19 protein-coding genes are annotated in these 25,033 nt (G+C 60.1%); 9 read left to right on the top strand and 10 right to left on the bottom strand.

Features of this window, described 5'->3' with window-relative positions; translation table 11 throughout:
* Position 1: 1 nt before the first annotated feature.
* The gene (locus PI739_RS18150) at positions 2–817 is read left to right on the top strand and encodes an ABC transporter permease (protein WP_003410149.1); all 816 of its coding nucleotides are present in this window, start codon (positions 2–4) and stop codon (positions 815–817) included.
* Complete coding sequence (locus PI739_RS18145; protein WP_058396998.1) at positions 814–1,968, top strand: ABC transporter ATP-binding protein; 1,155 nt, start codon at positions 814–816, stop codon at positions 1,966–1,968. The genes PI739_RS18150 and PI739_RS18145 overlap by 4 nt, the downstream gene beginning before the upstream one ends.
* Positions 1,969–1,984: 16 nt before the next feature.
* Here PI739_RS18145 and PI739_RS18140 read toward each other — a convergent pair whose 3' ends face one another.
* Positions 1,985–2,899 carry a LysR substrate-binding domain-containing protein gene (locus PI739_RS18140; RefSeq protein ID WP_271352079.1) on the bottom strand — a complete coding sequence of 305 codons (915 nt, stop codon included), beginning with the start codon at positions 2,897–2,899 and terminating at the stop codon, positions 1,985–1,987.
* A gap of 124 nt (positions 2,900–3,023) precedes the next feature.
* Between PI739_RS18140 and PI739_RS18135 the strand changes: the two genes are divergently transcribed.
* Positions 3,024–4,118: a tartrate dehydrogenase gene (locus PI739_RS18135; protein ID WP_003434192.1), complete on the top strand. Its 1,095-nt coding sequence runs from the start codon at positions 3,024–3,026 to the stop codon at positions 4,116–4,118.
* On the opposite strand, the gene ptrR is transcribed toward PI739_RS18135, so the two are convergent.
* On the bottom strand, positions 4,115–4,990 hold the full coding sequence (gene ptrR, locus PI739_RS18130) for a putrescine utilization regulator PtrR (protein ID WP_058416160.1): 876 nt from the start codon (positions 4,988–4,990) through the stop codon (positions 4,115–4,117). The genes PI739_RS18135 and ptrR overlap by 4 nt on opposite strands.
* Positions 4,991–5,091: 101 nt before the next feature.
* Between ptrR and PI739_RS18125 the strand changes: the two genes are divergently transcribed.
* Positions 5,092–6,483 (top strand): aldehyde dehydrogenase family protein, encoded by a 1,392-nt coding sequence (locus PI739_RS18125; RefSeq protein WP_271352078.1) that lies wholly within the window; start codon positions 5,092–5,094, stop codon positions 6,481–6,483.
* Positions 6,484–6,880: 397 nt separating this feature from the next.
* Here PI739_RS18125 and PI739_RS18120 read toward each other — a convergent pair whose 3' ends face one another.
* Positions 6,881–7,465, bottom strand: a complete 585-nt coding sequence (locus PI739_RS18120; RefSeq protein ID WP_003369242.1) for a flavin reductase family protein — start codon at positions 7,463–7,465, stop codon at positions 6,881–6,883.
* Positions 7,466–7,605: 140 nt separating this feature from the next.
* Here PI739_RS18120 and PI739_RS18115 point away from each other — a divergent pair, with 140 nt between their 5' ends.
* A complete protein-coding gene (locus PI739_RS18115) occupies positions 7,606–8,229 on the top strand; it encodes a nucleotidyltransferase family protein (RefSeq protein ID WP_096104866.1) in 624 nt (207 codons plus the stop codon).
* Here the strand turns inward: PI739_RS18115 and PI739_RS18110 are convergent.
* Genes PI739_RS18110 through PI739_RS18095 form a run of 4 tightly spaced genes read right to left on the bottom strand, consistent with a single transcriptional unit; the run spans position 8,210 to position 13,070 of the window.
* Positions 8,210–9,178 carry an XdhC family protein gene (locus tag PI739_RS18110; protein WP_003434200.1) on the bottom strand — a complete coding sequence of 323 codons (969 nt, stop codon included), beginning with the start codon at positions 9,176–9,178 and terminating at the stop codon, positions 8,210–8,212. The genes PI739_RS18115 and PI739_RS18110 overlap by 20 nt on opposite strands.
* A 2-nt stretch (positions 9,179–9,180) precedes the next feature.
* Positions 9,181–11,397, bottom strand: coding sequence for a xanthine dehydrogenase family protein molybdopterin-binding subunit (locus PI739_RS18105; protein ID WP_248688526.1), 2,217 nt, complete (start codon positions 11,395–11,397; stop codon positions 9,181–9,183).
* A gap of 9 nt (positions 11,398–11,406) precedes the next feature.
* A complete protein-coding gene (locus PI739_RS18100; protein WP_271352077.1) occupies positions 11,407–12,390 on the bottom strand; it encodes an FAD binding domain-containing protein in 984 nt (327 codons plus the stop codon).
* Complete coding sequence (locus PI739_RS18095) at positions 12,390–13,070, bottom strand: (2Fe-2S)-binding protein (RefSeq protein WP_003369233.1); 681 nt, start codon at positions 13,068–13,070, stop codon at positions 12,390–12,392. The genes PI739_RS18100 and PI739_RS18095 overlap by 1 nt, the downstream gene beginning before the upstream one ends.
* 888 nt (positions 13,071–13,958) lie before the next feature.
* Between PI739_RS18095 and mqo the strand changes: the two genes are divergently transcribed.
* The 3 genes from mqo (at position 13,959) to PI739_RS18080 (ending at position 16,909) form a co-directional block, all read left to right on the top strand.
* A complete protein-coding gene (mqo, locus tag PI739_RS18090) occupies positions 13,959–15,602 on the top strand; it encodes a malate dehydrogenase (quinone) (RefSeq protein WP_044309634.1) in 1,644 nt (547 codons plus the stop codon).
* Between the two features lie 156 nt (positions 15,603–15,758).
* Entirely contained in the window at positions 15,759–15,995 is a 237-nt protein-coding gene (locus PI739_RS18085) for a hypothetical protein (RefSeq protein WP_248680587.1), read from the top strand.
* Between the two features lie 536 nt (positions 15,996–16,531).
* The gene (locus PI739_RS18080; protein ID WP_003434210.1) at positions 16,532–16,909 is read left to right on the top strand and encodes a response regulator; all 378 of its coding nucleotides are present in this window, start codon (positions 16,532–16,534) and stop codon (positions 16,907–16,909) included.
* A 59-nt stretch (positions 16,910–16,968) separates the two neighbouring features.
* Here the strand turns inward: PI739_RS18080 and PI739_RS18075 are convergent, their stop codons facing one another.
* The 3 genes from PI739_RS18075 to PI739_RS18065 form a co-directional block, all read right to left on the bottom strand.
* Positions 16,969–20,289 (bottom strand): type III effector HrpK domain-containing protein, encoded by a 3,321-nt coding sequence (locus tag PI739_RS18075; protein ID WP_271352076.1) that lies wholly within the window; start codon positions 20,287–20,289, stop codon positions 16,969–16,971.
* 248 nt (positions 20,290–20,537) lie between these two features.
* The gene (locus PI739_RS18070) at positions 20,538–21,272 is read right to left on the bottom strand and encodes a DUF72 domain-containing protein (RefSeq protein ID WP_096137257.1); all 735 of its coding nucleotides are present in this window, start codon (positions 21,270–21,272) and stop codon (positions 20,538–20,540) included.
* Positions 21,269–21,700, bottom strand: coding sequence for a DNA methylase (locus PI739_RS18065; RefSeq protein WP_096137258.1), 432 nt, complete (start codon positions 21,698–21,700; stop codon positions 21,269–21,271). The genes PI739_RS18070 and PI739_RS18065 overlap by 4 nt, the downstream gene beginning before the upstream one ends.
* Before the next feature lie 419 nt (positions 21,701–22,119).
* Between PI739_RS18065 and PI739_RS18060 the strand changes: the two genes are divergently transcribed.
* Positions 22,120–24,939 carry an ATP-binding protein gene (locus PI739_RS18060; RefSeq protein WP_096137259.1) on the top strand — a complete coding sequence of 940 codons (2,820 nt, stop codon included), beginning with the start codon at positions 22,120–22,122 and terminating at the stop codon, positions 24,937–24,939.
* Positions 24,940–25,033 lie beyond the last annotated feature (94 nt).

The raw sequence follows: 25,033 nt of genomic DNA, 5'->3' as shown, positions 1-25,033 counted from the left end.
CATGCTCCTGACACCCAATGCCATGAGCCCCGGCTTGCGTACGGGCCTGTACCTGACCACCGCCCTGATCGCGCTGTTCCTGTTGCTGCCGATCCTGTTCATCGTCCTGCTGTCGTTCGGTTCGTCGCAGTGGCTGGTGTTTCCGCCGCCCGGCTGGACGCTGAAGTGGTATCAGCAGTTTTTTTCCAATCCGGACTGGATGGCCGCGGCCATGTCCAGCTTCAAGGTCGCGATCCTGACCACCCTCGCCTCGGTGGCACTGGGCCTGCCCACTGCATTCGCACTGGTGCGTGGCCGGTTTCCGGGGCGTGACCTGCTGTACGGCGTCTTCACACTGCCGATGATCGTGCCGCTGGTGATCATCGCCGTCGCGGTCTACGCGCTGTTTCTCAAGCTCGGCTACACCGGCACGCTGTTTTCCTTCGTCGTCAGCCATGTGATCGTTGCCTTGCCGTTCACCATCATCTCGATCATCAATTCGTTGAAGCTGTTCGACCAGTCCATCGAGGATGCCGCAGTCATCTGCGGTGCCTCACGCTTGCAGGCCATCTACAAGGTGACCTTTCCCGGCATCCGGCCGGGCATGATGGCCGGTGCGCTGTTCGCGTTCCTGGTGTCGTGGGACGAGGTGGTCTTGAGCGTGATGATGGCCAGCCCTACCCTGCAAACCCTTCCCGTAAAAATGTGGACCACCCTGCGTCAGGACCTGACGCCAGTCATCGCCGTCGCCTCAACGCTGCTGATCGCCCTGTCGGTGCTGATCATGTTCATCGCCGCGACCCTGCGTCGCCGCAACGAAGCCAGGAGTACTTCATGAGTGCCTTGATCAAAGACCCCGCCCATCAGCGACAGAACACACTCGTCAGCCTGTGTAATCTGAACAAGCACTACGGAAGTTTCGCCGCCGTCGACGACATTTCCCTGGACATCCAGGACGGCGAATTCCTGACCTTCCTGGGCTCCAGCGGCTCGGGAAAAAGCACCACGCTGTCGATGCTCGCCGGCTTCGAAACGCCCAGCTCGGGCGAGATTCTGGTGGGCGGCAAATCGCTGGTGAATGTGCCGCCGCACAAGCGTGACATCGGCATGGTGTTCCAGCGCTACTCGCTGTTCCCGCACCTGTCGGTCCGCGACAACATTGCCTTCCCGCTGGCGATCCGCAAGATGCCTGCGGCCGAACGCGAGAAGAAAGTCGATGCGATGCTCAAGCTGGTTCAGCTGGAAGCCTTCGCTCATCGTCGCCCGTCGCAACTGTCAGGCGGCCAGCAGCAACGGGTCGCCATCGCCAGGGCGCTGGTTTACGAGCCGCGCATCCTGCTGATGGACGAGCCTCTGGGCGCACTGGACAAGAAGCTGCGTGAAGACTTGCAGGACGAACTGCGTCAGTTGCATCGCCGGCTGGGCATCACCATCGTTTACGTGACCCATGACCAGGAAGAAGCCATGCGCCTGTCACAGCGCATCGCCATTTTCAGCCATGGCAAGATCGTCGGTCTGGGCTCGGGCTATGACCTGTACCAGGATCCACCGAATGCCTTCGTCGCCTCGTTTCTCGGCAACTCGAACTTCCTCAGGCTCAAGGCTCAGGGCAATGCCGTGGCGACGTTCGAGGGCAGCACACTGGCGATTCGCCTCACCGCAGGGCTGAAGACCGATCAGGACGTGCTGCTGATGGTGCGCCCGGAGAAAGCCCAGGCGCTGAGCGTGTCCCAGGCTGTGGCCATGCCACTCGAAGCAGGCTGGAACGAGGTGAGCGCCACGGTCCATGAAGTGCTGTTCCTTGGCGAGAGCCAGACGTGCTCGGTAGTCACTGCCGGAGGTACGGCCATGACGGTCAAGGCGCTTTCCGCGAACGGCATGTCGCTCAAGGCCGGCGACCCAGTGCACGTGCGCTGGGCCGCCGCAGACGCATGCATCTACACCGAGTGGACCGAAAGCGACCTGAACAAGGCGGCCGGCACCCACTGACAGTGCGTGGCGTGTCTCAGTGGTTGACCGGCGAAGGATGCAGGGCAAGGTAGTCGCGCAGAAACTCCACCGTGACGCGGACCTTGGCCGAACTCATCAGCGGCGAGGTATGCACCGCCCAGATGTCTGCATCCTGACGGTAATCCGGCAACACCTGAACCAGCCGGCCCTCGGCCAGGTCAGTGCGCACATCCCACAGCGAACGCAGCAATACCCCGCGTCCGTCCAGGCACCACTGGCGGGCGATTTCGCCGTGGTTGGTGGACAGGCTGCCGGTCACCTTGACGGTTTCGGCACCCTGCGGCCCGTTGAGGTGCCAGATGCCGAACGGCCGGTCGCGCTCCTTGATCACCAGGCAATCGTGATTGGCCAGTTCGCCAAGATTGAGCGGCGTGCCATGAAGGTTGAGGTAGCCGGGGCTCGCGCACAGAACCCGCCAGTTGCTGGCCAGATGCCTGGCGCGCAAGTGCGGAGCGATTTCGTTGCCGACGCGGATATCCAGATCGACGCCCTCCTCGATCAGATCGACCAGCCGGTCCTGAATGTCCAGACGGATATCCAGCTTCGGATAACGCGCGGCCAATTTCGACAACGCCGGCGCGACGAAACGACGGCCAAAGCCCTGGCTGCTGACCACGCGCAACAAGCCACTCGGTTCGCCATGCATTGCCGCCACTTGGTCGCCCATCTGCTGCACTGAGTCGAGCATACCCCTGGCCCACTCGTAAACGCGCTCGCCATCTTCGGTAATCGACACCTGCCGGGTCGAGCGGTGCAGCAACACCACGCCTATGCCCTGCTCCAGCAAACGGATGCGCTTGCTGACGTAGGCAGCGGACATGCCAAGCTCATCCGCAGCCCCGACGAAGCTTGAGCGCCGGGCCACATGAACGAACACATTCAAATCATCGAGACTGGGGTATTTATTCACGATTCGTGTTTTCTCAGTCCATTAATAAGCTGATTATCTTTGTATCGTGTGCTTATAGCATGGATGGCCTGTGCAACTCATTCATCGCACACCCGTAATGGATCGATTCAGAGAGAGCGCCATCATGAACAACAAGAAACTGCGTATCGCTGCCCTCGCCGGTGACGGCATCGGCCTGGAAGTGCTGCCCGAAGGAGTACGTGTGGTGCAGGCCGCTGCCGCACGGCACGGGCTGGACCTGGAGTTCGAATACTTCGAATGGGCCAGCTGCGATTACTATCTGAAGCACGGCAAGATGATGCCGGACGACTGGTTCGAACAGCTCAAAGGCTTTGACTCGATCTTCTTCGGCGCCGTCGGCTGGCCGGAAAAGGTGCCGGATCACATCTCACTGTGGGGCTCGCTGCTCAAGTTTCGTCGCGAATTCGACCAGTACGCGAATATCCGTCCGGTGCGGCTGTTTCCAGGCGTGCCCTGCCCGCTGGCCCATCGTAAACCGGGCGACATCGACTTTGTCGTGGTCCGGGAAAACACCGAAGGTGAATACTCGTCGCTGGGCGGGATCATGTTCGAAAATACCGACAACGAATTCGTGTTGCAGGAATCGGTGTTCACCCGTCGCGGCGTCGACCGCATTCTCAAATTCGCCTTCGAGATGGCCAGCAAACGCGAGCGCAAGCACGTTACCTCGGCGACCAAATCCAACGGCATGGCCATCAGCATGCCGTATTGGGACAAGCGCACCGAAACGATGGCCAGCCAGTACCCCGGCATCAGTTGGGACAAGCAACACATCGACATTCTCTGCGCACGTTTCGTGCTGCAACCCGAGCGCTTCGACGTGGTAGTGGCGTCCAATCTGTTCGGCGACATCCTCAGCGACCTCGGCCCGGCCTGCGCAGGCACCATCGGCATCGCGCCGTCAGCCAACCTCAACCCCGAGCGTCACTTCCCGTCGCTGTTCGAACCGGTTCACGGCTCGGCCCCGGATATCTTCGGCCAGAACATCGCCAACCCGATCGCCATGATCTGGTCGGGTGCGCTCATGCTCGAATTCCTCGGCCAGGGCGATCAGCGCTTCACCGCGGCCCATGACGAAATCATCACCGCCATCGAGCAAGTGATCGCCAACGGCGACGTCACGCCGGATCTGGGCGGCACGCTTTCGACTCAACAAGTCGGTGCGGCGATTGCCGAGCGGGTTTGTGCAGGCCGTTAAACGCTCGCTGGCTCGTTGCGCTGTTCCAGCAACTCGACGAAGCGAGTCAGGCTGCGTGACACCGTGCCGCGGCGCCAGATCAGCCAGGTCTGCAGGTAGCGAAACTTCTCGGACAGCGGCCAGATACTGACCGTGGCGCAGCCGGGCATGCTTTCCAGCATGCTGCGCGGCATCAGCGCCAGCCCGGCACCGGCGCTGACGCAGGCGAGCATGCCGTGGTAGGACTCCATTTCATGGATCTTGCCCGGCACTGCCGCGTCATCGGTGAACCAGCGTTCAAAGTGATGGCGGTACGAGCAGTTGGCACGAAACGCATAGATACTCTCTCCGCTGACATCCCGCCCGCGCTTGACCGGCGCATGATTGAGCGGCGCGATGATGACCATTTCCTCTTCGAAGACCGGCACGCCGTCAAGCGATGGATGCTGCACTGGCCCGTCAACGAACGCAGCGACCAGTCGACCGGCCAGCACGCCGTCGATCATGGTTCCGGACGGGCCTGTGGACAGGTCCAGCTCGACCTTGGCGTTCTGCTGGTTGTAGGCGGCCAGCAGCGCAGGAATCCTGACCGCAGCCGTGCTTTCCAGCGAGCCCAGTGCAAAAGGCCCCTGTGGCTCCTCACCGGAAACGGCGGAACGCGCTTCCTGCACCAGATCCAGGATGCGTCGCGTGTAGTCGAGAAAATTCCAGCCTGCGGGAGACAGGCGCAAGCGGTGCTTCTCGCGAATGAACAGGTCGACGCCCAGATCCTGCTCCAGTTGCTTGATGCGCGTGGTCAGGTTCGAGGGCACCCGGTGGATGTGCTGCGCGGCGGCGCTGATGCTGCCGTGTTCAGCCACCGCCTTGAAGATCTCCAACTGAACCAGATCCATATCATTCTCCAAACATGAACGTTACGATCATTATTATTCAGTTTTACAAAGCATTGCACGCCTATATGCTGGTCCCACTTCCACCTCAACAGGATGGCGCAATGACTACTGTCACCAGCAACACCCATGCAATCTCGATCAACCCTGCCACCGGCGAGCAGATCGGCCACTATGCCTTCGAATCAGCCGTTGCGCTGGATCAAAGCCTGTCGCGCGCGGCGGCCGGTTTTGCAGGCTGGAAGCGCACGCCGGTTCAGCAACGTGCGCAACTGATCATCGCCATGGGTCAGGCCCTGCGTGATGACGTCGACAACATTGCACGCATGATCAGTCAGGAAATGGGCAAGCCCGTCGCTCAGGCCCGAGGCGAGGTCGAAAAATGCGCGCAGCTGTGCGACTGGTACGCGGCACAAGGCCCGGCGATGCTGGTGGCCGAAGCAACTCAGGTCGAGAATGACAAGGCGCGGATCGAGTACCGTCCGCTGGGCCCGATTCTCGCAGTGATGCCATGGAATTTCCCGATCTGGCAAGTGCTGCGCGGCGCGATTCCGACCCTGCTGGCCGGCAATACTTACGTGCTCAAGCACGCGCCCAACGTAATGGGCTGCGCTTACCTGATGCTCGACGCGTTCAAGCGTGCCGGTTTTCCGGAGGGTGTGTTCGAGGTCATCAACGTGACCCCGGAAGGCGTTTCAAGCGCCATTGCCGACCCGCGCATCGCAGCCGTCACCCTGACCGGCAGCGTGCGTGCTGGCCAGGCCATCGGTGCCCAGGCCGGTGCGGCATTGAAGAAATGCGTGCTGGAACTGGGCGGTTCCGACCCGTTCATCGTGCTCAATGACGCGGACCTGGATCAGGCGGTGAAGGCGGCGGTGATTGGCCGCTTCCAGAACACCGGGCAGGTCTGTGCAGCGGCCAAGCGCCTGATCATCGAGCAAGGCGTGGTCGAGGAGTTCACCCGCAGATTCGTCGAGCAAACGCGTCAACTGGTGACAGGCGACCCCCTCTCCAGCGAAACCTACATCGGCCCCATGGCGCGCTTCGATCTGCGCGACGAGCTGGATGCCCAGGTGCAGGACACGCTCGCCGAAGGCGCCACGCTGTTGCTGGGCGGCAAAAAGGCTGAAGGCCAGGGCAATTATTATCAGCCGACCGTGCTCGGTAACGTCACCGATAAGATGACTTCGTTCCGGCAGGAGCTGTTCGGCCCGGTAGCGTCGATCATCACCGCCAGAGACGCGCAGCACGCCCTGGAGCTGGCCAATGACAGCGACTTCGGCCTGACCGCGACGGTTTATACCCGCGACCTGCAGCTGGCCGAGCGCATGACCGAGGAACTGGAAACCGGCGGTGTGTTCATCAATGGCTACAGCGCTTCAGACCCACGCGTGACCTTCGGCGGCGTGAAGAAAAGCGGTTTTGGCCGTGAGCTGTCGCACTTCGGTGTACGCGAATTCTGCAATGCGCAGACCGTGTGGCGGGATCGTCACTGAGGATTCAGCAGGTACACAGCTGTTACGGAAGTGACCGGGGCGGCGATCCGCGTTGCTCGCGAAGGCCGCTGAATGTCTGCTGATCAGTCAGTCCGCCTTCGCGAGCAAGCTCGCTCCCACGGAGGCGGTGTGTGCTTGCTCATGAAAAGGCTGGTGCAGCCGCTGACTATTTGCGGAGCAGTCAGTCCGCTTTCGCGAGCAAGCTCGCTCCCACGGAGGCAGTGTGTGCTTGCTCATGAAAAGGCTGGTGCAGCCGCTGACTACTTGCGGAGCAGTCAGTCCGCTTTCGCGAGCAAGCTTGCTCCCACGGGAACGATGAGTGTGCTTGTGTGGGAGTGAGCTTGCTCACGAAGAGGCCTTTACGGCCAGTGGAGATCGTCAGGGCCAGACATCGCGATCATTCCTCGCCCGTTTCCACCACCGCAGGCTCACCAATCGTGTAGAAATGCCCGCCCGCGACGTAATGCAGGCTGCGCCATTTCGGGTCGGCCTTTTCGAATTCCCAGTGTCCGTCGTTGAACACACGGGTATCGGCCCAGGCACCCACCACTTCACCAATGAACAGGTCATAGGTCTGCTGATTGTGCGGCTCGGGAATGACCTTGCAGATCAGCCACGCCGAGCAGCCTGCGACCAGCGGCGAGTCGTGGCCGTCGATGCGGAACAGGTCCACATTGGCCTTGTCCAGCTTGTCCGGGGTAAAGACCTTGCTCTGGGTGCCGACGTCGAAGGTCATCTGCAATTGATCCAGATTGGGCACCTGCAGGGCAAAGTAGCCACTCTTCTCAACCAGCTCGCGGGTCTTGGTCATCTTGTCGATGACCAGCGTCACTTTCGGCGGCGAAAAGTCCAGTGCACAGGCCCAGGCCGCAGCCATGACGTTATGCGTGCCCTCGTGGCTGGATGAGACCAGCACGGTCGGGCCGTGGTTGAGCAAACGGTAGGCTTTTTCCAGATCGACAGGACGAATATGATTGTCCACTTGAAACCCTCGAAAACATGATTCGTGCCGCTACCGGCAAGGCAGCGAAATAAGGCATTGTGCGTGCATCAGCAGAACTGCAGGGTGCGACGGGCAAGCCGCGTGCGCCCTCTCCTTTCACCCACTCATAAGGTTTCGGATTGAGCAGCATAGACAGCCAGATCCCAGAAGTGTTCGCCCTGGTCCTAGCAGCGGGGCGCAGCAGACGCTTTGCCGGTGACAAACGGCAGGCGCTTCTACCTTGCGGGCGGACCCTACTCACGGCAAGCCTGGAAAACGCGCAAAACGCATTCGGCAAAACGGCGGTGGTAGTGCGCCCTGATGACAAGGCGGATGCGCTGGGGATTGCCTCGAACGTCACGATCATCCGCAGCGAACAGGCCGAACTGGGGATGGGCCACAGCCTGGCGAGCGCCGTTGCGGCAGTGATGGACTCCTTTGCCGATGCGGTTGCCATTGTTCTCGCGGACATGCCCTGGGTACAGCCGCAGACCCTGCATGACCTGGCCAGAATGGCCGATTCCCAGCGCATCGTCCTGCCCATGCACAAGGGCCAGCGCGGCCACCCGGTGATTATTGGCCGCCGGTTCTGGCCAGCGCTGCTCAAGCTGGAAGGCGATCAGGGCGCGAAAGCACTGATCATCGATAACCCCGAGGCATGTGACGTACTGCACTGCGATGACCCTGGCATCCTGCATGACGCCGACACCCCGTCAGCGCTGGCAGAAGCCTGCCGGCAACACCTTACACCTCGGCACGACTGACACCGTTGGCCACCCGCAGGATATCGGCCATTACCGCAATGGCGATCTCGGAAGGGGTCTTGCTGCCCAGGTTCAGGCCGATGGGCGCGTGAATCCGGTCCAGGACCTGAGCGTCCAGCCCGCCAATCCGCCCCAGACGCTCCAGACGTTTGCTGCTGGTGCGCATCGAACCCATCGCGCCTATGTAAAACGCCTCGGTACGGACCGCCTCGAGCATGCTCAGATCATCCAGCTTCGGATCATGCGTCAGAGCAAGAACGGCCGTCGAACTGTGGCAGCCGCCCTCGGCAATGAACACCGCAGGCAGCACGCCACGCACCTCGACACCCGGCATCGAGAACCCGGAAGTGACCTCGACACGAGGGTCACAAACGATCACCTCATACCCCATCGCAACGGCAAAACTGGCGCAGAACTCGGCCACCGGCGACAGTCCGGCGAGCAGCACGCGGTACACCGCACCCATGCGGATGCTGATCCGCTCACCGTCGACCTGTACGCGTGACTCGCCCATCGTCGCAGGCCCGATCTCCCTCTGCACGCCGCCCAGTTGCACCTGCCTGCTGACCAGCTCGCGACCGGCCAGCGCCTGCTCGATGGCCGCCAGATGAGCATCGGCTTCAGGGCCTGGGGCAATGAACTCGATCAACACATCCAGCACACCACCGCACGGCAAGGCCCGCGTCGGCGCGAAGCCGCCGTCGCCGTAACGAACCACCTGATTGACCGGCTCGAACTGGCTGGCAGCAACGCGCTCGAGAAAATCCTCTTCCACGCAGCCACCTGACAGAGAGCCGCGATGCTCGCCGCTGCCCAGCGCCACCAGCATCGCCCCCGGCCCGCGCGGGGCCGAGCCGAATGTGGAAAGAACCGTACACAGCCAGACGGCCTTGCCGCCGGCCAGCCAGTCACGCGCCTGTTGTACAACCTGCAAATCAAGCTGTTTCATGACTACAACCCTGCCATCAGTTTTTCCTTGCTGATCGGCAGGCTGCGTACCCGTTTGCCCGTCGCGTGATACACCGCATTGGCCACTGCCGCCGCCAGCCCGGTCACACCAATCTCGCCGATACCACGTGCGCCGAATTCACCCAGGTTGTAATCCGGATAATCGAGCAGCAGGACATCGATGTCCGGCTGATCCGCATGCACCGGCACCACGTACTCGGCATAGTTGTTATTGACCGGCATGCCGCTACGCGGATCGTATTCACCGGCCTCGAACAAGGCCATACCGATGCCCATCACAATTGCGCCTTCCACCTGATTGCGTGCGGCCAGCGGGTTGACCACTTTGCCCACGTCAATGGCACTGACCACCCGCGAGACGCGCAGGCTGGAAATGCCCGGATCCCAGCGCACCTCGACAAAATGCACACCGAACGAGCGGAACGAGTACTTGCCCGCTTCAGGCATGCCGCTCTGGAAAGTGCCCTCGGCACGCGACAGGCGCTGACCGTTCAGCACATCGACGAAGCTCGCACGCTGCTCACCCATGACCAGTTGACCGTTCTCGACCTTGATCGATTCGGCGTCCTGTCCGGCGAACACTGCATCCTTGCTGACGGCGTACTGGCGCAGCTTCTGCAACGCTTCGCGGGTGGCACCGGCGATCGCCGGCATGACGCTGGCGGTGACCCAAGAGCCGCCGGATACCGGGCCTGCCGGGAACGACGAGCTGCCCAGTTCCACCTCGACGCGCTCCATGGGAATGCCGGTCAACTGGCTGACGGTCTGCGCGACGATGGTGTAAGTGCCGGTACCGATGTCCTGCAAGCCGCACTGAGCCAGGGCCGTGCCATCGGAACGCAGAATGACCCGCGCATCGGTAGGCACCTGATAGGCTTCCCAATTGCAGGCGCCCATGCCGTAACCAATGATTTCATCGCCTTCGCGCATCGAACCGACTTCAGCCTTGCGCGCGTGCCAGCCAAACCGTTCGGCGGCCTTGTCAATGGCTTCAGGCAAGTGATTACTGGACCACGGCAGGCCCGCGCTCTGATCCTTGTCAGAGAGGTTCAGCTTGCGGAATGCCAGAGGGTCCATGCCACTGGCCAGGGCCATTTCATCAATGGCCGACTCCAGTGCAAACAGGCCCGGGGCCGCGCCCGGCGCGCGCATGGAGGTAGGCGTGCCGCGGTTGATGGGGCTGATCTTGTGGCTGACCAGCACGTTATCGCAGGCATACAGGCTTTTGGTCACGCCACCGCAGTTTTCGGTGTAGTCATCGAGCATCGAGGTGTTGTTGAACGACTCGTGACGAATCGATACCAGCTTGCCGCTCGCATCGGTGGCCAGACGCAGGCGCTGGCGAGTTTCCGGACGGTGCCCCACCGTGGTGAACATCTGCGCACGCGGCAGCACTAGCTGCACCGGTCGCCCGGTGACTTTCGCAGCGGCGCACGCTGCGACCGAATGCGGCCACGGCCACAGCTTGCCGCCAAAGCCCGAGCCTATGAAAGGCGCGCGTACTTCCACCCGGTCGGGGGAAAGGTCAAAAACGTTGGCCAACAGGTTGCGGTGGTTGACCACGCCCTGGGTGCTTTCATAGACGAACAGCTTGCCGTCCTGCCACCACGCGGTGCTGGCGTGCATTTCCATCGGGTTGTGCACTTCGACCGGTGTGGTGTAGGTCTGATCGACTTTCACTTTTGCACCGTCGAAGGCGCTGTCCGGGTTGCCCCGATTGTGCCCTGCGCCGCCATCGCGGGCGCCGTTGACGCGCATACCTTCGTCAAGGTCCTTGACCGCTGGACGCTCGTCATAATCAACCGTCACGCGATAGGCCGCCGCCCTCGCCTGCTCGAAGCTTTCGGCCACCACCAGAGCGACAAACTGGCCAGGGTAATAGACCCGGTCATCCTCGAACGGCAGGCGATGCTCGTCGGCCTTGCTGGCCGAAAGCATCTTGGCAAAGCTCAGCTTGGTGTTCGGAGTACGGTGCAACGAGGGGAAGTTGTCGTGGTGAAAGATATCGATCACGCCAGGCATCGCCCTGGCCTGCTGATCCTTTATCGCCACCACGCGCCCGTTGGCGATGGTGCTGTAGACGCCATAGGCGTAAAGCATCTTGCCCATCGGATGGTCCGCGGCATAGCGCGCCTGACCACTGACTTTCTTGCCGCCGTCGATACGACGCTGCGGCACACCAATGATGTTTTCACTCATGAGAAATTCCTAGGCCGTGAGGTCACGAAGGTTGCGGACGATGACCTGCTGTCCCAGCGGGATCTTGAAGGCGTTGTGTTCATAGCCCTGCGAGCCCTTCATCGCTAACGCTGCGACCTGCGCAAAGGTATCAAGGTCTGCACGCTGACCGATCAGTGCACGTTCGGCGTCCAGGGCACGCCACGGCTTGGTACCCACGCCGCCCAGTGCAATGCGCGCATCGGTAATGCGCTTGCCGTCCATCACTAGAATCACGGCGCTGGACGCCAGGGCGAACTGGTACGAAGTACGGTCGCGCAACTTCAGATAAGACGAGCGGCTGCCTGACAGCGGCGCGTCGAGGGTCACATGGGTGATGAGCTCATGGGGCGCCAGCGCGTGTTCGCGCTCTGGCGTATCACCAGGCAGCAAATGAAAGTCAGCGAACGGGATATCCCGCGAGCCATTGGCGCCCTGAACGGTAACCTGCCCGCCGATGGCCGCCATGCCGACACACATGTCTGACGGATGCGTGGCAATGCAGTGCTCGCTGGTGCCCAGCACTGCGTGCACACTTCGGTTCATCCCGCCGATGGCTGCACACCCGGAGCCCGGCTGGCGCTTGTTACAGGCTGAAATACCATCGCGAAAATACGGGCAGCGCACACGCTGCATGAGATTGCCGGCGGTGGTCGCCTTGTTGCGCAATTGAGTCGACGCACCGGCAAGGATCGCTTCGGACAGAACCGGGTAGCGCTGCTGCACCAGCGGGTGGCTCGCCAGGTCGGTATTGCTGACCAGCGCGCCGATGCGCAGACGGCCATCCGGCAGCGACTCGACCTGCTTCAACGCCAGATGATTGATGTCCACCAGCTGCTGCGGTTGCATCACGTCGAGCTTGACCAGATCCAGCAGCGTGGTGCCACCAGCCAGATAGAAGCGTTGCCCCTTACCGGACGCTGTGCTGAAAGCCTGCGCGGGCGAAGCGGCACGAGCGTAGTCGAAAGTTCGCATCAGGCGGCACCTCCCATTTTCGAGCGCGCGGATTGCACGGCAGACAGAATGTTCTTGTAAGCGCCGCAACGGCAGATATTGCCGCTCATGGCTTCTCTGACGCTGGCGTCGTCGGACGGAATGTTCGGGTCCTTGAGAATCGCGACCGCGCTCATGATCTGTCCGGAGGTGCAATAACCACACTGGTAGGCGTCGTGTTCCCAGAACGCTTCCTGTACCGGGTGCAGCTTGCCGTCCTCTGCCAGCCCTTCGATGGTGGTAATGCTGTCGCCCTGATGCTGAACGGCGATCGACAGACAGGAGTTTATCGCCAGGCCGTTGACCAACAGCGTGCAGGCGCCGCACTGGCCGTGGTCACAGCCCTTCTTGGTGCCGGTCAGTTGCAGGCGGTCACGCAGCACATCGAGCAGAACGGCATTGGCCGGCACGTTCAGGGTATGAACCTGGCCATTGACCTTCAACTGGATGCGCTGCTCACCCGCTGCGGGCGCGTCACTGTCTTCGACCACGGGGGCCGCAGGTGCCAAAGGCGCCGCCTGCAGCAGGCCGTCGGAGGGGATCCAGGTAGACAGCGTGGCCGCAGCAATGCCGGAGGCACCGAACTTCAGAAAGTTTCGGCGTGAGGGCTGCACGGCGCTGCTGTCGACAGCAGTTTCCTTGTGCTTCTTGGGTTCGGTCATCAGGATCACTCGGTAATAGCCGGCGCTGCTGTAAAGCGCCGGGCGTTATGGTGTGGTCAGCGGCCCGGGCGTACTCCTGCTCACTGACGTGCTGCCTTTATTTTCAGGGGGTAATCAAAGCCAAAACGCTATCACCCGTTATAAGTGTTTAACTGGTCTGCGCTTCTAAAGTTCCAACTGTTTGACGGACGTCTGTATCCGAACATTGCGACCACAGGCATGGCAGCCGTATACGGACCCTAACAGGAGGTCGAAGCGCTGATTAGTCAGGCAGATCCACACGCCGTTATGAGCCTGGCTCATGAATGCCAACGGCCGCATGAGCGCACTTTTCGGGGAGAGTTTCAGATCGAGTGAGGGCCATGTCCGCCTGACGGCTAAAGACCCGGGCGAAAAAGCCGATACAGATAGGCAGTGGAAGGCTGTGAAGTGTCTAAATCAAGGCATTCGTGGCTAATTTGATGATGGCATCTCGCAACGGGGGGGCACATTATGCGAAAATACCGCGTCTTTGCCGGTATGCCACCGAGAGTGTGTCGCAGCACGCGTACATAAAATTGCGCGTCGAGCGTGCCTCCGTGCTCCGATGCGGCGTCTCAGACTCCGTGAACAGGCTGACCAGGTGTGTCTTCGCAAGTCGCTCAGGGGCAAGACCCTCGGGCATCGCAGCGCACCAACAGAGCAAATGTCACTCATGACGCTGAATCCAATGATGATAAGAAGTCAGCGCAGCAGGACATAAATTGAGGTCTCGAGCGGTATTATATTGGCCTTGTATGTCCACCTCTAGTCCCTGTGGGTGCGAGTGTTTGTCGCAGGCTTCAATGCATGTGACGAGCCGTTTCCCAGGAGTAGTCGGCGGATGGCGTTTATCAGATGGATGACAGAATGTTTAAAAAAGTGAACACGGCCCTCCTGGGTCTGGCCATTTCCATGGGCCTGATGCCCGTGCAGGCGGCTGAAACCAAGAAAGTCGACGTGCTGCTCGTCGGCGGCGGCATCATGAGTGCCACCCTCGCCGTCTGGCTCAACGAGCTGGAGCCGAGCTGGTCGATGGAAATGGTCGAGCGTCTCGACGGCGTCGCCGAAGAAAGCTCCAACGGCTGGAACAACGCCGGTACAGGTCACTCGGCCCTCGCCGAACTGAACTACACCCCTGAAGACAAGAACGGCAACGTCGACATCTCCAAGGCCATCGAGATCAACGAAGCGTTCCAGATCTCCCGTCAGTTCTGGTCCTGGCAGGTCAAGACCGGCGTCCTGAAAGACCCGCGCTCGTTCATCAACTCCACGCCGCACATGAGCTTCGTGTGGGGCGACAACAACATCCAGTTCCTGCGCAAGCGTTACGCAGCATTGCAAGCCAGCCCGTTGTTCAGCGGCATGCAGTACTCCGAAGACCACGAGCAGATCAAGAAGTGGGTCCCGTTGATGATGGAAGGTCGTGACCCGGCGCAGAAGCTGGCCGTGACCTGGAGCCCGATCGGCACCGACGTCAACTTCGGCGAGATCACCCGCCAGTTCGTCGCCAATCTGAAAGCCAAGCAGAATTTCAATCTGCAGTTGTCGAGCGAAGTCGAAGACATCAATCACAACGACGACGGCACCTGGCGCGTCAAGTACAAGAACCTGAAAGACGGTACTGTCACCGAGACCGACACCAAGTTCCTGTTCATCGGTGCCGGCGGTGCAGCACTGCATCTGCTGCAGGAATCCGGTATTCCTGAAGCCAAGGAATACGGCGGCTTCCCGGTCGGCGGTTCGTGGCTTGTCACTGACAACCAGACCCTGGCCATGCAGCATATGGGCAAGGCCTACGGTATCGCGTCGACTGGCGCGCCACCCATGTCGGTTCCGCACCTGGACACCCGTGTTCTGGATGGCAAGCGCGTGATCCTGTTTGGCCCATTCGCAACCTTCTCGACCAAGTTCCTGAAAAACGGTTCCTATTTCGACCTGCTGACCAGCACCACCACGCATAACGTGTGGCCAATGACTCGCGTCGGTATCGAACAGTACCCGCTGATCGAATACCTCGCCGGTCAGGTGATGATGTCTGACGACGATCGCTTCGCTGCCCTGCAGCAGTACTTCCCGAACGCCAAGAAAGAAGACTGGCGCCTGATGCAAGCCGGTCAGCGCGTACAGATCATCAAGCGTGACGAAGAGAAAGGCGGCGTCCTGAAGCTGGGTACCGAAATCGTTGCTTCCAAGGACGGCAGCATTGCCGGCCTGCTGGGTGCTTCGCCAGGTGCCTCGACTGCAGCGCCGATCATGCTGGGCGTGCTTGAGAAAGTCTTCAAGGACAAGGTAGCGACTCCGGAATGGCAGGCAAAACTGCACCAGATCGTGCCTAGCTACGGCACCAAGCTGAACAACAATCCGGACCGTGTTGCCGAGGAATGGGCTTACACATCCGAAGTTCTGCAGCTGACACCGCCACCACCGGTGAACAAGACAGGTAATGCTCCAACACCTGCACCTGCTGCCCAGCCAGCGAAAAGCAATCCAGCCAGTGACATGGCGCTCTAAGGCTTTCACAGCTTGAGCAAAGCCCCGCCAGACCTTGTCTGGCGGGGCTTTTTTTTGCACGCCGTTGCGCGGGCAATCCCTGCCCACACGAAAACAGGTCGAACTCTTCGCGTCGTTCGTTCCTCCAACCAGAACGACATACACCGAGGAGCTGCAATGAGCACGCTTACCGACAAGCCTTCCAGCCACACGCCTGAACAGTCCGCGCCGACGACAGACCAGTCCGGCAAGCCGGTCGATGTGGTGCACAAGGACATTGCACAGGAGAACCCCGCAACCGAAGGCGTGGACAAGGTCATTACCCCGACTTCCATCAAGGAAAAAGAGCAGGATGCCGAAACGCTTCGTGCTAAAAACCGTGAGCTTGAGCGCAAGCTGAATGGCCAGGGCTGATTGCCCAAGCGGGCCTATAGCAACCCAGTATTTGCCGATAATTCGCTAAAAAACGGCAGGCAGGGCCTTAAAGGCCCACACCTGCCAACTTGCAGGCATTTCCCCGCCATCGTCAGTTAAAGCTACGCGTCCAACGGGCACCTGTTATGGTGACCCACTTCCTTCCATCTCTGGCTTGTATCAGCAGAGCGCGTCATCCAGGTCTCCACGCCGCACTTTCGCGGCAACCCCGCATTTTCTTGCGCTGTCCATCCGGGCCGCTGGCCGCCCAAATTCCCGCTGCGGCCGACAGAAAACATCTGAATCGCGTTCAGCCTCGAACGACTGCACTTCGTATCAAGCAGCGGCTGGCTGTTCCCGGTTGAAAAACCCTATGGAAGGAAACAGGCGGTTGCAACCACCGTAAAAGTTGGCCTGCGCTTGATACGCCGCAACATCGAGCGAGAACTCAAAGGCCAGGCCGACATTCAGCTCGCCTTCACAGGGATCATCTGGTCAATGCTGATTCCCTGGCCAGACAAACCGGAAAGCCACTTATGAGCTCAGAATCGGAAGACCAGACCTCGCTCCCCAAAGTACTGCTGGTAGAAGACGAGACCATGCTCGCCACGTTGATGGAGATGATGCTCGATGACCTGGGTTTCGCGACCGCCTACCACGCAAGCACGCTGAACGAAGGCATTGAATATGCGCGTAACGGCGAGTACGACCTGGCCATCCTGGATATCAACATTATCGGCGGAGACTCGTTCCCGATAGCCGCTGCCATTGCCGATCGCGGCATACCCTTCATGTTTTGCTCGGGGTACGGGCGGCTGGGGATACCTGACGCGTGGCTCGACCGGCGATGCGTCGCCAAACCGTTCAGTGCCGAGCAACTGAGCCAGGCTTTGAGTGAGCTGCTTGAGACCTGACTCGCTACGTCGATCGGCGTCAGAAAGCAGGCCGGGGCGCTCCGGCCTGACCACTCCGATTACGAAGCGATGGTGGTTTCTTCCGGCCCCGGCCACTCGCTGTCCGGCACGTCCATGAGGGTGCCGTTCTTGACTCCATCGATCTCGTACTGGGTCAGGTAGTCCCTGAGGTGATCGGAAAACCGGTCGACACGGGTCTCCTGTTTGCCCTCCTCGATCATGCCGGGAATCAGCAGCGCCACAGCGCCCACCCCGGCGGCGGCCAGTCCCAGAGTGCCGGCCAGCAACGGCAAGGCGCGCACCACACTGCCCGTCAACTGCAGGACGCCTGCTGCGCCCTCTGCCGCTGATGCCAGACCGGCCATCGCGCCCAGGGACCCGGCCGTGATGCTCATACCGCCGGCGACCAGCTCGCCTCTCCTGATCGATTTCACACCGTCAAAGATGCCATAGGCCCCTGCGGCCACTCCGGCCAGGCCACCCAGCCCTTTGGCAGCGTTTTCCAGTTTCGACAGGTTGGTGGTTATTTCCTTGTAGATGTCCGGCTCGAGCATATCCTTGATGTCCTTGAACATCGTGGTGACATTCTTGACGCCGCCCTCGGTCAGCAAGGTAGCGCTTTGCACCGAACCTGTGGTGATGTCGACGATCTGCCGATCAGTCAGCGCCCCCGCGCCATTTGCCCCCTTGGCGATGGTGATGCCGGCCATGAACAGACCGCTGACACCATGCAGGACTCCGGCACCGGAAGCAGCCTTGATCGAAGAGTTGTCACTGAACAGGCCCAGTTCGGAAATGGACTTGGTGCCCTGACGCAACAGATCCCAATTCCCTCGGAATACGCCCAGAATCTGGTCGGACGTGGCCGGCTTGCCGTCGGCATTGGTCAGCAACTCGGGGTTGCTTTCACTGATCTGGTCGATCAGCGACCTGACTTTCGCCTCGTCCAGTGTATCGCCGCCATCCTTGCCAAAAGCCTTCTTCAGATCCTCGAAACTGGCGTCCTTGAAGACGTTGTTCTGGGCAATGGCGGTGTAGTTTTCAGTCAGCTTGTCGTCGTATTTCCCTGTGAACTCCGGGTTCAGCGCAGCGTTATACATCGCCACTTCCATGCTGAACTGGCTGGTTGCCACTTCGAAGCTTTCAGTCTTCAACAACTCGTTGAGTCGCTCGCCCGAGACCAGCGTTTTCTCGTAGAACGATTCGAAATCCTTATTGTGCGCCGACTTTTGCACGGCCTTTTGAATTTCACCCGGATCACTCAAACCCAGAGACTCCTGAACGCTTTGAGCCGAGCTGTAGAACCGGGCCAGAGCCGTCTGCTGATCGGTCTTGCCGTCCTTGGTGTTGGCGTCCCACAGCTTGTCGAGGGCTTTGCCGGTCTTGATGTCATTGTCGTAAGTGCCTTGCAAGGCGCTTTTCAGCGCGTCGCTGCCCTCCAGCACTTTGCTCAATTCGCTGGTCGCGTTGTCGTTGTAGAACGTGACCACCTCGGGGGCCTTTTCGAGCAACGAGATATGCTCGTTGACGTCATCGAGCAGCTTTTGCGGGTCGGGATGACTGCCTACGTTGTTGGCAATCTGCACCTGAGACTTGTCGTCCTTCCACATGCCCGCACCGCTGCCCTCGACAATCAGGCTCTGGGCCGCCTTGAGTTCCTGCAGGACTGCGGCCTTCTGCTCTGCGGTGTAGTTCTGCGGATGCTCGAACACATCCTTGTCGAGCGCGTCGGTGTTGACCTTGTTGAGCAGATTGCCCTCTGCAACGGCTTCCAGCAGCGTGCCCACGGCACCGACGTCTTTTGGCGCGCTATTCTTGAGGAAAGCCTGAATGTCACCGCGGCTGGCCTTGCCATCGGTGCCTTGCTCGAGCGGGCTTTTAGCATTATCGAGCAGCGCAAAGGCGCCGGGTTGCGACCAGAAGTCCAGCGCCTCCCTGACTTCCTTGCCGAGCTGCGGATGCGTGTCCCGGTAGGTCGCCAGCGCCTCGGCGGTCAGGTCCGCAGAACCGGTCTTGCCCTTGATCGCGTCATGGTTCTCGTCGAGGATTGCCGCGTAGCGGGCGATTTGCTTCGAGGCCTCATCAGCATCGGGACTGGCTTTCAGAAAGTCCTTGTAACTGCTGATGTCTTCGGTCTTTTTCAGCGCCGGCAGTGCATCGAAGCCCAGTTTGCCGAAGTCCTGCAAGCGTCCAGCCTCGGTGCCATGTTTCGCTTCGGCGCCTTTGGTGAAGCCGTCGACTCGACTGTTGAACACATCGCCCCCAGACTGAATCTCACCCTTCTCGTTGTACATCGTCACCCGGTCGAGCACTTGGACAGCGCGAAAGGCAGCATTGGCGTCCTTTTCGAAATCTCCGACGCGTTCCTTGAGCATGTCCTTGACGCCGCTCTGATTGCCGAGATCCCTGAGCAACGGATTGGCGTCGATGATCTCTTGTGCCGAGCGCGTGTCGTCCTTGGGCAGCTCCCACAGAAAGCCCAGTTTTTTGGCCTGTTCGCGGGCCTGGGTGTTGTCGCCAGCCGCCGAAATATTGCTCAATTGACCCGAGAGGCTGGAGAAACCGTGCTTGCCAAAATCCTGCAGACGACCGGCTTCGGTGCCGTTACGGGCTTCGCCGCTTTTGGTGAAACCATTGATCCTGCCGTTGGCCACGTCACTGCCGACAATTCGTCCTCCACTGCTATCGAACTGTTCGATATGGGCCAGCACCTGAGTGGCTCGATAGGCTGCATCTGCGTCGGTATCGAAGTCGCCGACCTGCTCTTTGAGCATGTCCCTGACGTCACTCTGATTGCCCAGGTTTTTGAGCAAAGGGTCACCGTCGACGATACTTCTGGCATCCCTTTCATCGCCCTTCGGCCGCTCCCACTGAATCCCGAGCTGCTCGGCCTTTTCGCGAACCGCAGGGTCATCGGCTGGCGATCTGATTTCGTGCAGTTTGCCCTTGAGGCTCGAGAAACCGTCCTTGCCGAAATCCTTCAGACGGCCGGCCTCCGTGCCGTGCCGGGCATCGCTGCTGCTGGTGTAGCCGTCGATACGATTGTTACCGATGTCCTTGCCGGCCAGACGGTCACCGTTGGCGTCGAAGGTTTCAATGTGTTCGAGCAATTGCACGGCTCGAAACGCGGCACTTGAGTCCTTGGTGTAGTCACCGACCTGAGCAATCAGGTTTTCCCTGGCTTCCCCCCGGTCACCTCGCCCGCCGAGGTTTTTCAGCAGCGGGCTATCGTCGATGATCTGCTGAGCGGAGCGTTTGTCATCGGCAGGCAGTTGCCACTCGATACCCACCTCACGTGATTGCTGTACCGCCTGTTCCCAGGCTTTGGCATCGGTAGGATCGGTGGGTTTTTCAGTGCTGATCTTGCTAACAGTCGTCATTGTTATTTCCTTCCATTGGCCACCCGACATTCCATGGCGTTACAACGCCGCTCGTGCAGGCAGCGCGCGCCGCTACGGATTGGTCTGGTGAGAGACGGGCCTTTGCAGGCAGAGGCACGGAGCCTGGATAACTGTCAGGCGTCCGCTATCAATTACGATTAGAAAGACTTTGCATTAAGAAGGGATGACATCGCTGCGCAACTTGCCGTACACCAGACGACCGGATACGGCGCAGGAAAGAGGCGAACTTATCGTGCGCGGCTCAGCGTCTGAAGTAACAGGGCATCTTCGATTGCCGCACCGCTGGCCGTGTTATCGAATATGCACCATGTTTCGACGCCCTCTTCCACCGACGCCAGCGCCTGCCGGCCCAGAAACTCCAGCCGTTGAGGGCCGTAGGCACTGTGGTAAATCTTCGGTGAGCCGTGCAGCCGCCAGTAGCGGGCGCCTGGCCATCCGCCAGGAACATGGCCCGCGCTGATCGGCGAAGGATCGGCTGCGACTCGTGCAATACGCTGATCGACCAGAAGTGCCTCGGCCTGGCACCAGGATTCATGACGCGGCTCAAGAACAAGTGTGCCGCTGTAACGACTGCGCAGCACTTTAAGAAAGCGTTCTGCGACATCCGGAATATAGTCAAGAGAAGGCGGTAGTTGAATAAGCAGGCAACCCAGTTTTTCACCCAGCTCACTGCACTGGGAAAGAAACACATCCAGTAACACTTCAGTATCCTGCAACCGTTGATCATGAGTAATCAGTTTGGGGATCTTTACCGAAAAGCGAAAATCGTCAGGCACCGACTGTGCCCAGCGCCTGTAAGTCTGCGGACGGTGTGTCCTGTAGAACGAACTATTGATTTCAACGGTGTTGAAGCGTGACGAATAACGTTGCAAATGAGTTCCGGCAGCGGAAAATTCAGCACAGTGCTCGCGCCCCAGACTCCAGCCCGCACAGCCTGTACGCAATGATAACGGGGTGTTCAATACAGCACCTTGCCGGCTTCACGCATGAATATCTCCACAGTCTTGGGGCCGATGCCGTTGAAGGCTGCCAGACGTTTCTCGAAGTCTGCGCGGTCTTCGCTCGCCTCGTGGAGATTGCCGATCGTGCCTGCGTAGTCAGCGTTGAGCCCGGCACACAGCGCCAGCAGTCTATCGGCCGTGGACTCGTCATAGCGCACGTAATGCGCTTCGCCGAGCATGCTGACCAAATCGCGATGGGTGCATTGGCCCAGTTTGCGTGGCGTGTCGCGGTCATGCTTTTCGATGATGACCCGGTACGCCTCACAGGCGATGGTCGACTGAATTCGCTTGCCCATCAGAAAACTTGCAATGAGCCACTTGAACAAGGCTTTTTCCCGGTCCTTGTCAAAGTCGATATGCAACTCTGCAGCATTGACGGTTCGATTCATGAGGTTCTCTGCAAGTGGACATACCGGTCGCATTAGTTCTGCAACCGTCATCTAAACGACCGTTCGGGCAAATGGCGTGTTGACAAAAAATCGTTACAAGTCGACCAACGGTAAACGGAGTGGCGGCTAACTGATGTCAATTAACGTGGGCGCGATTTGTGCATCGATCTCATAACAGTCATCTCATGTCACTAGACTTTCCGCTTTCCGGACAGTCAACGCGTTAAATCAGGCATGCGGTCAGGCATTGGTGCACACCCGGTAACACGGAGTGTCCGCTCAGTTACAACTGATCTGCCGGAGGTCAACGGACGCTGGCAGATAAACGGAACACTCATCACCACACGGACACAGATCGGGACCTTCATGCTCCTGCACGGTGCGGCGGCGCAGTTATTACTTCTGACACAGGTCTAAGCATGGATTTCGAAGCAAGCGGCCAGAATGAAATGGCCATTCAGGAAACAGGTGAGGCGTCGCGCAGCAACGAGGCCATTCACTTTGGCCCGTTCACCCTGCTTCCACGCGAATATTTGCTGCTCAAGGATTCACAGCCGGTGCCACTGGGCAGCCGCGCAATGGCATTGCTGGTCGCTTTTGCCACTCGGCCAGGCGAACTGCTGGAGAAAGCCGAACTGCTGGCACTGGCATGGCCCAGAGCGGTGGTCGAAGAATGCAACCTGCGTGCGCAAATCGTTGCCCTGCGCAGGGCACTGGATGCCGACGAGAATTACATTGTCACTGTGCCGGGCCGTGGCTACCGATTCGTCGCGCCGGTCAGTGTGCAGCAGGCGGTCCGCCACGAACCTGCGCCAGCGGACACACTCGCCAGCGTAACCGTGCCGGCAATCAACCGTCAGGTGCTTGGGCGTGACGAACTGATAGAGCAACTGTCGGAACTGACACTCTCCCGGCGTCTGTTGACCCTGAGCGGTCCGGGCGGCGTCGGCAAAACGACCGTTGCGCAGGCACTGGCTGACAGTCTGGCCGCGCAATCGGGCCTCAGCACCGCGTTCGTCGACCTGACGCCGGTCAACGGCACGCAACCGATATTGGGCAGAATCGCCTCCGCACTGGGGCTTAGCGCCGAAAACGAACAACCGCTGCACGACATACCGCCATCGCTGGTCGGTCGCCCGCAATTGCTGGTGCTCGATAACTGCGAGCATGTGCTCGACGAAACCGCCGCTGCCGTCGAAGCGTTGCTGGCCAATGCACCGCTATGCTGCATCGTGGTGACCAGTCGCGAACCGCTGCGTGCGCAGGGCGAATGGGTGCATGAACTCGGCCCGCTGCAAGTGCCTGATGAGCACGAAGTGCTCACTGCCGCGCAGGCCATGGGCTATTCCGGGGTGGCGCTCTTCGTGACCCGTGCCAGAGAGCAGGACCCCGAGTTTGCCTTCAATGACGGTGACGCCGGAACGGTCGCCGCCATCTGCCGCAAACTCGACGGTAATCCACTGGCCATCGAACTGGCTGCTGCACGCGCCAGGACCTTCGGTATTCATGACCTGGTCGGCCTGCTGGACGGCAGTTTTCGACTGCAGATGACCGGCCTTCGCACCGCCTTGCCACGCCAGCGCTCGCTGAGTGCCACGCTGGACTGGACCTACGGAATGCTCACCGGGCACGAGCAGGCGTTGCTGCGCCAGCTGTCGATATTCAACGGTTCATTCACCATTGACGGGGTCATGGCGATCGTCAACATCGGTTTGCCGGACGTGCGGATGACATTGCCGATGCTCGAAAGCCTGCTGGAAAAATCGCTGCTCGGCACCTTCGATCACAGCCAGGGCAAGCGCTTCAGGCTGCTGGAAACGACACGTCTCTACGCCCACGAAAAACTGGTGCAGTTCGATGATGTACCACGCCTGTGCCGCGCTCACGCTCAATGGGCACTGACCCTTCTGGAACAAGGCAAACAGGATCTCGAACAAATGCCCCAGGAGCTCTGGACCCAGCGTTACGGTATAGAGATCGACACCATTCGAGCGGCCCTCACCTGGGCGTTCTCGGCCGAGGGCGACCGCCAGCTGGGGGTCGAACTGACGCTGTGCAGTTCGCCATTGTGGCTGCGGCTGTCGCTGGTGCGCGAATATCAGGACTGGGTAAACCACGGCCTGCCCCGGCAGGTGGAAGAGGCACACATGGATCGTCGGCAGCGCATGCGTCTGCTGACCATGTCCGGCAGCATTCTGATGCTGACCTACGGTGCGGGACAGAAAATGCGCGAAGTCTGGCAGCAGGTCAGTGAAGATGCCGAAGCGCTGGACGACTCCGAATACCGCCTGCGGGCGCTGTGGGGCAAGTGGAACGACCACACCTGCAGCAACAAGCATCTGCAGGGTACGCAGGTCGCCTCGCAATTTCTGGCACTGGGCAAGGATTACCGCATTGCTGACTGCCAGTTGCTGGGCAGACGCATGCGCGCCACCAGCGCGTTCTATATGGGCGATATGAAGACGGCGCGTCAGGCCATCGAAGAAGCACTTGGCGCCCCGCGCTCGCCGTCCTCGCACATTATCGACATGCACTTCGACCAGCGTATTGCAGCGCAGTCGCTGCGGGCCCAGGTTCAGTTGCTGATCGGCAATACCGGCCAGGCGATGGTCGCCCTGGAAACCAATGTGCAACAGGCTATTGCACTGAGTCATCCTGCAACCTTGTGGTACACGCTGGCGATCAGTGCGATCCCGGCGACGCTGATTGCCGGTACGCTGCACAAGACGCGGCATTTCCTCAAGCTGCTCAAACAGAGCAGCGAACGTCAGCCCCTGCATGTCTGGCGCCAGCTGACCAGTTGCTATGAAAGCATTCTGGCGATTCGCGAAGGCGATGCCGCAACGGGTGTGCCGCTATTGGGAGAAGCCCTGCAGCAGTTGCGCAACCATGTGGAAACGCCGCTGCATGCGATGCTGCACACCGAGTACGCATCAGGTCTGGCGGCACTCAGACTCGAACCTCTGGCACTGGAAATTCTCGATGAGCTTCATATCGGCGCGGTAGAAAATCATGACCGCTGGTATTTGCCGGAGATCATGCGGGTCAAGGCCCAACTGATGCTCGACCAGCCGCATGACTACTCGCTTGAGGATGTACGCATGATGCTTGCTCAGGCACTGGACACGGCACGTGAGGACGGTACGCATTTCTGGGCATGGCGCATCAACACCGACCTCAACCGTCTGAAGGTGGTGCGCGGCACACCGGCAACCCGCTACAGTCCGATGGTGCACTGAATACACGAGGCTTGCCCCGGTGGTCAGCGTTGGCCTGTAGTTTCAAGCCGGGCACAGAATGTCCAGAACATGTTCACCGAGGCGTGAGGAGCGA

It is taken from the genome of Pseudomonas cerasi (assembly GCF_027983475.1).
Lineage (GTDB): Bacteria > Pseudomonadota > Gammaproteobacteria > Pseudomonadales > Pseudomonadaceae > Aquipseudomonas > Aquipseudomonas cerasi.
The sequence above is the reverse complement of the archived record's forward strand: the minus strand, read 5'-3'. Positions and strand labels throughout refer to the sequence as shown.

Coding starts and splice junctions, on each gene's coding strand:
- PI739_RS18150 (WP_003410149.1), top strand. CDS start 2: ATGCTCCTGACACCCAATGCCATGAGCCCCGGCTTGCGTACGGGCCTG.
- PI739_RS18145 (WP_058396998.1), top strand. CDS start 814: ATGAGTGCCTTGATCAAAGACCCCGCCCATCAGCGACAGAACACACTC.
- PI739_RS18135 (WP_003434192.1), top strand. CDS start 3,024: ATGAACAACAAGAAACTGCGTATCGCTGCCCTCGCCGGTGACGGCATC.
- ptrR (WP_058416160.1), bottom strand. CDS start 4,990: ATGGATCTGGTTCAGTTGGAGATCTTCAAGGCGGTGGCTGAACACGGC.
- PI739_RS18125 (WP_271352078.1), top strand. CDS start 5,092: ATGACTACTGTCACCAGCAACACCCATGCAATCTCGATCAACCCTGCC.
- PI739_RS18110 (WP_003434200.1), bottom strand. CDS start 9,178: ATGAAACAGCTTGATTTGCAGGTTGTACAACAGGCGCGTGACTGGCTG.
- PI739_RS18105 (WP_248688526.1), bottom strand. CDS start 11,397: ATGAGTGAAAACATCATTGGTGTGCCGCAGCGTCGTATCGACGGCGGC.
- PI739_RS18100 (WP_271352077.1), bottom strand. CDS start 12,390: ATGCGAACTTTCGACTACGCTCGTGCCGCTTCGCCCGCGCAGGCTTTC.
- PI739_RS18095 (WP_003369233.1), bottom strand. CDS start 13,070: ATGACCGAACCCAAGAAGCACAAGGAAACTGCTGTCGACAGCAGCGCC.
- mqo (WP_044309634.1), top strand. CDS start 13,959: ATGTTTAAAAAAGTGAACACGGCCCTCCTGGGTCTGGCCATTTCCATG.
- PI739_RS18085 (WP_248680587.1), top strand. CDS start 15,759: ATGAGCACGCTTACCGACAAGCCTTCCAGCCACACGCCTGAACAGTCC.
- PI739_RS18080 (WP_003434210.1), top strand. CDS start 16,532: ATGAGCTCAGAATCGGAAGACCAGACCTCGCTCCCCAAAGTACTGCTG.
- PI739_RS18075 (WP_271352076.1), bottom strand. CDS start 20,289: ATGACGACTGTTAGCAAGATCAGCACTGAAAAACCCACCGATCCTACC.
- PI739_RS18065 (WP_096137258.1), bottom strand. CDS start 21,700: ATGAATCGAACCGTCAATGCTGCAGAGTTGCATATCGACTTTGACAAG.
- PI739_RS18060 (WP_096137259.1), top strand. CDS start 22,120: ATGGATTTCGAAGCAAGCGGCCAGAATGAAATGGCCATTCAGGAAACA.